Source organism: Mycobacterium sp. MYCO198283, assembly GCF_021213805.1.
Classification (GTDB): Bacteria; Actinomycetota; Actinomycetes; order Mycobacteriales; family Mycobacteriaceae; genus Mycobacterium.
In genome coordinates this window covers 308452-317845 of record NZ_JAJQJI010000001.1, presented here as the reverse complement: position 1 = coordinate 317845, position 9394 = coordinate 308452, and the positions used below count along the sequence as shown (strand labels likewise).

General features: G+C 71.2%; 13 protein-coding genes. 8 read left to right on the top strand and 5 right to left on the bottom strand.

The window, feature by feature from the left end; translation table 11 throughout:
- The coding region (locus LV457_RS01560) for an MspA family porin (protein ID WP_232168606.1) at positions 1-355 on the top strand (355 nt) is incomplete at its 5' end.
- Between the two features lie 242 nt (positions 356-597).
- Positions 598-942 carry a hypothetical protein gene (locus tag LV457_RS01555; protein ID WP_232168605.1) on the top strand — a complete coding sequence of 115 codons (345 nt, stop codon included), beginning with the start codon at positions 598-600 and terminating at the stop codon, positions 940-942.
- 63 nt (positions 943-1005) lie between these two features.
- On the opposite strand, the gene mscL is transcribed toward LV457_RS01555, so the two are convergent.
- On the bottom strand, positions 1006-1440 hold the full coding sequence (mscL, locus tag LV457_RS01550; protein WP_232168604.1) for a large-conductance mechanosensitive channel protein MscL: 435 nt from the start codon (positions 1438-1440) through the stop codon (positions 1006-1008).
- 150 nt (positions 1441-1590) lie between these two features.
- Here mscL and LV457_RS01545 point away from each other — a divergent pair, with 150 nt between their 5' ends.
- Positions 1591-2157 carry a hypothetical protein gene (locus LV457_RS01545; RefSeq protein ID WP_232168602.1) on the top strand — a complete coding sequence of 189 codons (567 nt, stop codon included), beginning with the start codon at positions 1591-1593 and terminating at the stop codon, positions 2155-2157.
- Here the strand turns inward: LV457_RS01545 and LV457_RS01540 are convergent.
- A complete protein-coding gene (locus LV457_RS01540; RefSeq protein WP_232168600.1) occupies positions 2093-2749 on the bottom strand; it encodes a rhomboid-like protein in 657 nt (218 codons plus the stop codon). The genes LV457_RS01545 and LV457_RS01540 overlap by 65 nt on opposite strands.
- A 145-nt stretch (positions 2750-2894) precedes the next feature.
- On the opposite strand from LV457_RS01540, the gene LV457_RS01535 reads away from it, so the two are divergent.
- On the top strand, positions 2895-3596 hold the full coding sequence (locus tag LV457_RS01535) for a cutinase family protein (protein ID WP_232168598.1): 702 nt from the start codon (positions 2895-2897) through the stop codon (positions 3594-3596).
- Here the strand turns inward: LV457_RS01535 and LV457_RS01530 are convergent, their stop codons facing one another.
- From LV457_RS01530 to LV457_RS01520, 3 genes are all read right to left on the bottom strand, one after another.
- The gene (locus LV457_RS01530) at positions 3597-4265 is read right to left on the bottom strand and encodes an SAF domain-containing protein (RefSeq protein WP_232168597.1); all 669 of its coding nucleotides are present in this window, start codon (positions 4263-4265) and stop codon (positions 3597-3599) included.
- A 62-nt stretch (positions 4266-4327) separates the two neighbouring features.
- Positions 4328-4648, bottom strand: a complete 321-nt coding sequence (locus LV457_RS01525) for an FmdB family zinc ribbon protein (RefSeq protein WP_232168595.1) — start codon at positions 4646-4648, stop codon at positions 4328-4330.
- Between the two features lie 56 nt (positions 4649-4704).
- Complete coding sequence (locus tag LV457_RS01520; protein WP_232168594.1) at positions 4705-5310, bottom strand: 5-formyltetrahydrofolate cyclo-ligase; 606 nt, start codon at positions 5308-5310, stop codon at positions 4705-4707.
- Between the two features lie 95 nt (positions 5311-5405).
- Between LV457_RS01520 and LV457_RS01515 the strand changes: the two genes are divergently transcribed.
- The 4 genes from LV457_RS01515 (at position 5406) to glpR (ending at position 9359) form a co-directional block, all read left to right on the top strand.
- Positions 5406-6317 (top strand): UTP--glucose-1-phosphate uridylyltransferase, encoded by a 912-nt coding sequence (locus LV457_RS01515; RefSeq protein WP_232168593.1) that lies wholly within the window; start codon positions 5406-5408, stop codon positions 6315-6317.
- 36 nt (positions 6318-6353) lie between these two features.
- Positions 6354-7610: a gephyrin-like molybdotransferase Glp gene (gene glp, locus LV457_RS01510; protein WP_232168592.1), complete on the top strand. Its 1257-nt coding sequence runs from the start codon at positions 6354-6356 to the stop codon at positions 7608-7610.
- A 4-nt stretch (positions 7611-7614) separates the two neighbouring features.
- A complete protein-coding gene (locus tag LV457_RS01505) occupies positions 7615-8268 on the top strand; it encodes a GNAT family N-acetyltransferase (protein WP_232168591.1) in 654 nt (217 codons plus the stop codon).
- Between the two features lie 107 nt (positions 8269-8375).
- Positions 8376-9359 carry a gephyrin-like molybdotransferase receptor GlpR gene (gene glpR / locus LV457_RS01500; RefSeq protein ID WP_232168590.1) on the top strand — a complete coding sequence of 328 codons (984 nt, stop codon included), beginning with the start codon at positions 8376-8378 and terminating at the stop codon, positions 9357-9359.
- Positions 9360-9394 lie beyond the last annotated feature (35 nt).

Genomic DNA, 9394 nt, shown 5'->3' with positions numbered 1-9394 from the left:
TCAGATCGGTTTCCCGTGGTCGCTGGGTGTGGGGATCAACTTCTCCTACAGCACGCCGAACATCGCGCTCGATGGCGCCGATGCGGTGGGAGCTTTCCCCGGCGACAGTTTCTCGTCGACGCCGTTCTTCCCGGGTGCGACGTTCTCGGCTGATCTGGGTAACGGCCCGGGTATCACCGAGGTGGCGACGTTCTCGGTGGACGTCGAGGGCGCCAATGGTGCGGTGGCGGTGAACAACGCGCACGGCACGGTGACCGGTGCTGCCGGTGGTGTGCTGCTGCGGCCGTTCGCTCGGTTGATCAGCAAGGCCGGTGACAGCGTCACGACCTACGGCGAGCCGTGGAACATGAACTGACCTGTGGTGTGTGGCAGGCCCCCGGCCCATCGGCCGGGGGCCTTTCCACAGCTTTGGCCGGTGGACGAGCAGCGGCCGGCCGCGGCGCGTGACCCGTTGCGCGACAGCCCTTTCCCGCCATGCGGAATACCGCTGAATGCGCAGGTCGGCACTGGTGCACGGCGGTGGTCTCGGTGGTAGTGTCATGCGCACGACAACGCCGGAACAGGTCCGTCGGGCCTGTGATGAAGGAGGATGCTCCAGTGGCCAAGCACGAAGGTCTCGCCCGTCGCGCCAAGAAGGTGGGCATCGCGGGTGCGGGTGCGTTCGCCATCTCCGCTGCGCTGCTGGGCCTCGGCGCCGGCACCGCCAGCGCTGACGAGCTCACTCCCGATCCGAGCAAGCCGGTCAGCCACCCGGCGCCCGAGGGCAACGTCCGTGCCTCCGGCTCCGCGGAGCGCTCCGCCACCCAGGGCGACGAGCGTAAGTCCGACATCGCGCTCCCCAAGGGCACCCCGGTGGCCGTGCAGGCATCGGCCCCGAATCCCGGCAACCTCAGCGACGTCGGTATCGACTGCGTCGTCAACGGGTTCACCTCCTGCGGCTGACCGCCACCGTCGAAGAGAAGAGGAGCCCGCCGGCAACGGCGGGCTCCTCTTTTTCCGTGGCGGTCAGCTGTCGCGGTCGGCGCTCGTACTGTCGGCGGTGTGGGGATCACGGGCGGTCCGGTGGCCGTCCGCCAACAGATCCCGGATCTCGGTGAGCAGGGTCAGCTGCGTGTCCTGCGCCTGCGCCACCTCGCCACGGTCGCGGAATCGCTTGTACGGCAACATGATGAGGAAATAGACCACGGCCGCCACCAGCAGGAAGTTGATGGTGCCGGACAGCAGCTGGTTGAGGTCGATCGGGTCGTAGCCGGCTCCCAGCGAAATGCGCAGCAGCCCGTATTCGGTGTCGGTGCCCGCGCCGAGCCGATTGATGAGCGGCCGCAGGATGCTGTCGGTGAAAGAGGTGACCAGCGCGGTGAATGCGGTGCCGATGACCACCGCCACCGACAGGTCGACGATGTTCCCGCGGGCGAGGAAGTCCTTGAATCCCTTGAGCATGGGCGTCCTTTCGGGTCATACGGACGGTTCCGGTGGGCGGCGCCACGATAATCCCGCCGCAAACGGCTCGCCCGATATCGCCGAAGTGTCACACTGAGTTATGCAGCGGCCGTCGCGGCCTCATTCCGCTTCAGCAAGTGGCGTATGCGCGTGACACAGGACTGGTTGGCCGAGCGCGCCGAACTGTTGACCACGCGGCTGTCGGTGCGGGGCATTGCGGCCGATGTGACGCAAACCCGCCGACTGGTGGCGCGTCGGGTCATGGACACGGCACGGGCGCGGCGCATTTCGTCGCTGGAGGCGACGCAGTTCGTCACCGATGCGGTGATCGAACAGATGGCGGAGTGGTTCGCCGCCGAACGCGACGAACTCGACATCGCCGAGCACCACGTCGGGGGCAAGGACGGCGCGGCCCTCGTCACCGTCAACGCCATCGGGCGGCTGACCGCCACCATCGCCGAGGTGCTGCTCTGCGCCGCCGACGAGGCGCACGCGGTGAACGGGATGCCCGACATCCATCCGCTGGCGCACCTGCTGCACTCACTGGCCGAGTGCATGAGCGAGCCGACCGAGGGCGATCACGTCGCGGTGCCGGTCAGCGTGCTGACGTCGATCGCGCGCGAGATCGACGTGGCGGCCGCCAGCGGCGCCGTCACCAGCGACGCGGCCGCGAGTTGGCGCCGAGAGGCGATTCGCTGCCGCGGCGCCGCGATATGACGCGGGCCAGCAGCGGCGACCACAACGTGCCGATCAGCAGTGCCGCGTTGTGCCCGGTGGTGGTGAAGTTGGCGCGGGTGGCGGCCGCCGCGGCCACCGCGCCCGCTGCGGCCAGCTGGGCCGCGTTGCGCCCCGGCCGGTCGAGCGTGCCGGCCAGCATGCCGAAGATGCCGAGCACGAAGTAGCTCACGCCGACATCGCGGGCGTGCACGAGCCGGCGCGGCTCGTCGGCCCGGCGGATCGACCGCGCGAGCAGCGCCTGGCTGATCAGCGTGCCGCCGACGTGAGCGGACATCCCGACCGCGACGAAGCGCAATGGCCCCAGGAGCCGCTCGACCGGCGCGAGCACACCGACGAACACCGGCACGTACGGCCACCAGCGGCGACCGTCGAGCCACAGCAGGCTGGTCAGCATCACCCGCAGCGGTTTGCGTTGCAGCGCGGCGAGATTGGTCGACTGTTCGCGCAGCAGCTGCTGCCGGCGGCGCCGCGGGGCCGAACGCTGCACCCGCGTGGTGACGAAGAGCAACGCCAGCCAGGTATCGGTGAGCCATGCGGTGCGGATCTCGGGTGGCCGTGCAGCGGTCGCCATGTCGCCTCGTCTTCTGCGCCGGCGTGTCCCGGCATCACCGCCATCGTGACATCCGGCGATGGGTGTGGGTCCACCCGCGGCGGGGTACCTCGGACGTCACCCGCGTTGGACAGTGCGCGAGATGAAGCGAGATGAAGGAGTTCGGATGAGCGCTCGGCTTTGGGCCGCCTCGGTGGCGACCGTGATCACGGCCGCCTGGACGGCGCTGCTGGGAGTGACGGCGTCGCCCGCGGCCGCCGCACCATGTCCCGACGTCCAGGTGGTGTTCGCGCGCGGCACCAACGAAGCGCCGGGCGTCGGTGGCGTCGGGCAGGCATTCGTCGATGCGGTCCGCGCCCAGGCCGCGCCTCGCACGGTCGACGTCTACGCCGTGAACTACCCGGCGAGCGACAATTTCTCCGGCGGTTTGGAGTTCGCCCGCACCGTCGTCGACGGCATCCGGGACGAGGCCAACCACGTGCAGACCACGGCGGCGACCTGCCCGAACACCCGCATGATCCTGGGCGGCTACTCGCAGGGCGCCGTCGTGTCCGGATTCGTGACGGCGGCCCAAGTTCCGCCCGGGGTGCCGGCCGAACTGGTGCCCGCGCCGCTGCCGGCATCGGTCGCCGACCACGTCGCCGCGGTCGTGCTGTTCGGCAAGCCGTCGGCGGAGTTCCTCGCGAATTACGGCGCACCGCCGGTCGTGATCGGTCCCGCCTACGCCGGAAAGACGCTCGAACTGTGCACGCCGGGCGACACCATCTGCTCGGGCGCCCCGGACGGCGGCCCGACCGTCGCGCATGCGCTGTACGGCGTCAACGGGCTGACGAACGAGGGCGCTGCCTTCGCCGTCAGCCGGTTGTGATCAGCGGAAGATCACCGTCACCGCCTCGGTGATCGCCGCGCCGGCGACCGCCGCCGCCGCCGGTGCCGGCAACGCCAACAGCACCATCCGCTGACCGGCAGGACCGCGCTGCTGCGGTGCCGCCGACACGAGCACCACCACCGCGCGGGACGCGACCACCCGCGGCTGGGCCGGATCGCCCGGGCCGGCGTCGGCCGAGCCGTCCGCCAGGACGTCGACGACGTCCCCGGCCCGGATGACGTCGGTGAGCGCGCCGTCGGGCAGCGGTACAGGAACGATGCGCGCGTCCTTCACCTGGGCGGCGGCTCCGGCGAGCCGCGGGCCGAGGACCCGGACGTCGGTCAGCACCTCGCCGCGGCGGGCAGGACCGGCCACAGTACTGCCCAGGACGTCGTCGAGCGCCCCGGACGACCCGTCCGGCACCTCACCGCGCGGCCGGTGCTCGAGGCGCACGTCGTCGGCGGTCAGCTCGACGCCGGGTGCGAGATCGCGCGCCGCCACGACCACCGCGGCGCGGTCGCCGTCGGGATCGGCCCTAAGCGCGGCCACGCCGGCGAGCAGCACCAGCCCGGCTGCGGCGAGGCGGCGTGCGGCCACGGTGCGAGCCCAGCCCGGGCGCAGGAGCGCCGCCAGCCGGTGCAGCGCGGTCGGATTCAGCGAGTCCCCCATGGCGCCAACCTAAGGCGCCACGGTCTCTGCTACGGCCCGGCGGTGCGCGGGCTGGGGATAACTCAGCTGGCGGTGGCCGCGGGCGCCTTACTGCTGCTGGTCTCGGCCTTCGGTTCGCTCTTGGATTCGGTCTTCGCGGCGCCGTCGGCGCTGCTGGTCGACGAGCTGGACTCCGACGCGGAGCTGCTCGACCCGCCGTTGCTGCCGGCCCGACTGTCGGTGCGGTAGAAGCCGCTGCCCTTGAACACCACGCCCACCGAGTTGAAGAGCTTGCGCAGGCGCCCGGCGCACTCCGGGCAGGTGGTCAGCGCGTCATCGGAGAACGACTGCACGGCGTCGAACCGGTGCCCGCACTCGGTGCAGGCGTAGGAGTATGTCGGCACGCAAAACCTCCGGTCGAATGAGCTGTTGGCACTCTACCGATTCAAGTGCCAACGAGCTAGTCGGTATTCCCCGAGGCAGCCAGCGTCACCAGGCCGCGCGACGGCGTGAGTGCGTGGGTCATCGGGACGTCGTGCGGCGCCGACGGCAGCGCGGCCAGCAGTTCGTCGTCGCGCACCACCGCGATCAGCCGCGCCGCCGGATCGCGGAATCGCAGCGACCTGTCGTAGTAGCCGGCGCCGCGGCCCAGCCGCACCCCGGCCCGGTCGACCGCCAGCGCCGGCACCAGGACCGTGGTGGCCATGCCGATCGCCTCGGGCGGCATCGGGTCCCCGGCGGGCTCCCACAACCCCCACGCCGCGCGCCGCAGCGACGTCCGGCCGGTGTACGGCGCCCACTGCAACGGCTGCGGAGCACCGTCGGCGCCGGTCCGGGCAACCGGGAGCAGCACCGTGACGCCGCCGTCCAGCAATGCATCGAGCAGGGACCGCGAGCCGGGCTCCGACCCCACCGGTACATAGGCGGCGACGGTGTCTGCCCTGCTCACTGCGGCGAGCGCGTGGGCACGGAGTACGCTGCCCTCGACATCGCGCACGCCGGGAGCAACCCGGCGGCGCGCTGCCAGCAGTTCGGCGCGCAGCACCTGCTTCGGGGGGAGCGCCACAGGGTAACGATGACAGGAAAGTGCGTGACCAGCCAGCGTCGGCCGTCGTGCTCGTCGCCCGGCCGGCAGGCAGCTCGGCGGATAGGGTGCAGATGATGAGGGAAAATCAGGTTCCGATCCCGCGTACGGCCATCGTCCCGGCGGCCGGGCTCGGCACCCGTTTCCTCCCGGCGACCAAGACGGTGCCAAAGGAGTTGCTGCCGGTGGTCGACACGCCCGGCATCGAGCTCGTCGCCGCCGAGGCGGCGGAGGCGGGTGCCGAGCGGCTGGTGATCGTCACCTCCGAAGGCAAGGACGGCGTCGTCGCGCACTTCGTCCAGGACCTGGTGCTCGAAGGGACGCTCGAAGCCCGCGGCAAGAAGACGATGCTCGCAAAGGTTCGCCGGGCGCCCGAGTTGATCAAGGTCGAATCGGTGATCCAGCAGGAGCCGCTGGGCCTCGGTCACGCGATCGGGTGTGTGGAACCGGTGTTGGCGCCGGACGAGGACGCCGTCGCGGTGCTGCTGCCCGACGACCTGGTGTTGCCCACCGGCGTGCTGGAGACCATGGCGAAGGTGCGCGCCAAGCGCGGCGGCTCGGTGTTGTGCGCCATCGAGGTGCCGCCGGAGGAGATCAGCGCCTACGGCGTCTTCGACGTCGAGGTGGTGCCCGACGCGACCAACCCGAACGTGCTCAAGGTCAACGGCATGGTGGAAAAGCCGAAGGCCGAGGACGCGCCGTCGCCGTATGCCGCCGCCGGCCGCTACCTGCTCGACCGGGCGATCTTCGACGCGCTGCGCCGGGTGGACCACGGCGTCGGCGGGGAGATCCAGATCACCGACGCGATCGCGCTGCTCATCGCCGAGGGACATCCCGTCCACGTGGTGGTGCACCGCGGCTCTCGACACGACCTGGGAAATCCTGGCGGGTATCTCAAGGCTGCGGTTGACTTTGCGTTGGACCGTGATGACTATGGCCCCGACTTGCGGCGCTGGCTGGTGGAACGCCTGGGCTTGAGCGAAAACTGACAGGCGCGCCGCCGTCGGCGGCAAGAAAGGCGTGCTGTGCGTTCGGTGGAAGAGCAGCAGAGCCGGGTGACCGCAGCTGCCGTGGCACCGAGGCCGGTGCGGGTCGCGATCGCCGAGGCGCAGGGGCTGATGTGCGCCGAAGAGGTGGTCACCGAGCATCCGCTGCCCGGTTTCGACCAGGCCGCGATCGACGGCTACGCGGTGCGCAGCGTCGACGTCGCCGCGGTGGGCGGCACGGCTGACGGCGATGCGCCCGAAGGCGCCGGGCTGCAGCTGCCCGTCGTCGGCGAGATCCACGCCGGCGCCCGAACCCCGAGCCGGTTGCAGCCCCGGCAGGCCGCCCGCGTACACACCGGCGCGCCCATGCCCACGCTGGCCGACGCCGTGCTGCCGTTGCGGTGGACCGACGGCGGTCAACACCGGGTGCGGGTGCTGCGGTCGGTGCGAAGCGGCGCCTACGTGCGACGCACCGGCGACGACGTGCAGCCGGGCGACGTGGCCGTGCGGGCCGGGTCGATCATCGGCGCGGCGCAGGTCGGCCTACTCGCCGCGGTGGGCCGGGATCGCGTGCTCGTGCATCCGCGGCCGCGGCTGTCGGTGCTGTCGGTGGGCGGCGAGCTCGTCGACGTGTCGCGGACGCCCGGCAACGGCCAGGTCTACGACGTCAATTCCTATGCGCTCGCGGCCGCCGGCCGCGATGCCGGCGCCGAGGTGAACCGCGTCGGCATCGTCAGCACCGACCCGCAGGAGCTGCGCGACGTCGTCGAGGGGCAGCTCAACCGGTCGGAGATCGTGGTGATCGCCGGCGCTGTCGGCGGGGCGGCCACCGAAGGCGTCCGCGCCGCGCTGTCCGCGCTCGGCGACATGGAGGTCACTCGGGTCGCGATGCATCCCGGCTCCGTGCAGGGCTTCGGCCAGCTCGGCGCCGAAGGCGTTCCGACGTTCCTGCTGCCCGCCAACCCGGTCAGTGCGCTGGTGGTGTTCGAGGTGATGGTGCGGCCGTTGATCCGCCTCTCGCTCGGGAAACGGCAGCCGATGCGTCGCATCATCTCGGCGCGCACGCTGTCGCCGATCGCCTCGGTCGCCGGCCGCAGGGGATATCTGCGCGGCCAACTGATGCGCGACCAGGACAACGGTGAATACCTGGTGCAGGTGCTCGGGGCGCCCGGCGCGTCGTCGCACCTGCTGGCGACACTGGCCGAGGCCAACTGCCTCGTCGTGATTCCCGACGACGTCGAAGAGATCCGCACCGGCGAGACGGTCGACGTCGCGTTCCTGGCCCAACGCGGCTGACCGCGTGAACCTGTTGCGCACCGACGCCAGCCACCCCGGCTGGCCGCAGCCGGTCGGGCCGCTGCGGGTGGCGGCCGGAATCATCCGGCTGCGCCCGGTGCGGCTGCGCGACGCGGCGGTGTGGAGCCGGCTCCGGCTGGCCGACCGCGAGCACCTGGAGCCGTGGGAGCCGACCGCCGATGCGGGTTGGGAAGCGCGGCACGGCATCTCGGCATGGCCGTCGGTGTGCGGCGGGCTGCGGGCCGAGGCGCGCAGAGGTCGAATGCTGCCGTACGTCATCGAGCTGGACGGCGAGTTCTGCGGTCAGCTGACCATCGGCAACGTCACGCACGGGGCACTGAAGTCGGCGTGGATCGGCTACTGGGTGACCACGTCGGCGATCGGCGGCGGCGTGGCCACCGGTGCGCTGGCGTTGGGCCTTGACCACTGCTTCGGGCCGGTGACCCTGCACCGCGTCGAGGCCACCGTGCGGCCGGAGAACGCGGCCAGCCGGGCGGTGTTGGCGAAAGCCGGCTTTCGCGAGGAGGGGCTGCTGCGCCGCTACCTGCACGTCGACGGGGCGTGGCGCGACCACGTGCTCGTCGGCATGACGATCGAGGAGGTCCACGGCTCGGTGGTGTCGTCGTTGGTGCGAGCGGGACAGGCCACGCGCCTCTGACTTTTGCTGGGACTCGTGTGACACAAGTTACGAATGTGCTTGTGATTGCGTAATGACAGGTGTGTAATTAGCGAGTCTTTCGCGCCTGGGTGCTGAAAGGAGCAGCCATGCCAAGCATCCCGCAATCACTACTGTGGATTTCGCTCGTGGTGCTGTGGCTGTTCGTCCTCGTGCCCATGCTGATCAGCAAGCGCGAGGCCGTACGGCGCACCAGCGACGTCGCCCTGGCCACCCGCGTGCTCAACAGCGGGCCGAGCGCGCGCAAACTGCGCCGCGGACCGGCCGCCGGTCACCGCAGCGACCCCGAGTGGCAGCCGGCCGCCGACGAGAACGACGACGTAGACGCCGACGACACCGAGACGCGACCGCTAGTCCGCGCAGCGGAAACCGCTGCGCCCGAACCGGACTACCTCGACGTCGACGTGGTCGAGGAGGAGCCGGTCGCAGCGATCGAGGAAGCTCCGGGCGATGAAGCTCCGGGTGAGGAAGCTCCGGAAGTCGCCGCGGAGGAGACTCCGGAGCCCGTCGCGTCCGAGCCCGAGCCGACCGAGAACGCCGACGAGCCCGACGACGGTCTCGACGACGAGTACGAGTACGTCGACGACGGTTCCGGCCTGGAGGCGCCCGAGGACGAGCCGCCCGCCCGGGCCGCGGCGGCGCAGCGCCACTACCCGCACGAGTCGAAGGTGGCCGCGGCCGTCAGCGCGCGCAAGTACCGCTTCCGGCGACGCACGGTGTCGGTGCTGTGTCTGCTGGTCGTCGGGTCGGCCGGGGCGGCGGCGACGATCTGGCCCGGTGGCTGGTGGTTCGTCGGCATCGTGGCCGCGGCGCTGCTGCTGTATCTGGCCTACCTGCGCCGGCAGACCCGCATCGAGGAGCAGCTGCGCCGGCGCCGCGCGGCGCGGGTCGCCCGATCCCGGCAGACGGGCGTCGAGAACACCGTCGACCGCACGCTGGACGTCACCCCATCGCGACTGCGCCGCCCCGGCGCGATCGTGCTGGAGATCGACGACGAGGACCCGATCTTCGAGCACCTCGACGCTGTGGAGGTGCCGGTCGAGTACCCGCTCCCGCAGGCCGCCGGACAGTAGTTGCCCGTTTCGGATTGCCGGTGCCGGCCTGGTAA

Coding starts and splice junctions, on each gene's coding strand:
- mscL (WP_232168604.1), bottom strand. CDS start 1,440: ATGCTCAAGGGATTCAAGGACTTCCTCGCCCGCGGGAACATCGTCGAC.
- LV457_RS01540 (WP_232168600.1), bottom strand. CDS start 2,749: ATGGCGACCGCTGCACGGCCACCCGAGATCCGCACCGCATGGCTCACC.
- LV457_RS01535 (WP_232168598.1), top strand. CDS start 2,895: ATGAGCGCTCGGCTTTGGGCCGCCTCGGTGGCGACCGTGATCACGGCC.
- LV457_RS01530 (WP_232168597.1), bottom strand. CDS start 4,265: ATGGGGGACTCGCTGAATCCGACCGCGCTGCACCGGCTGGCGGCGCTC.
- LV457_RS01515 (WP_232168593.1), top strand. CDS start 5,406: ATGAGGGAAAATCAGGTTCCGATCCCGCGTACGGCCATCGTCCCGGCG.
- glpR (WP_232168590.1), top strand. CDS start 8,376: ATGCCAAGCATCCCGCAATCACTACTGTGGATTTCGCTCGTGGTGCTG.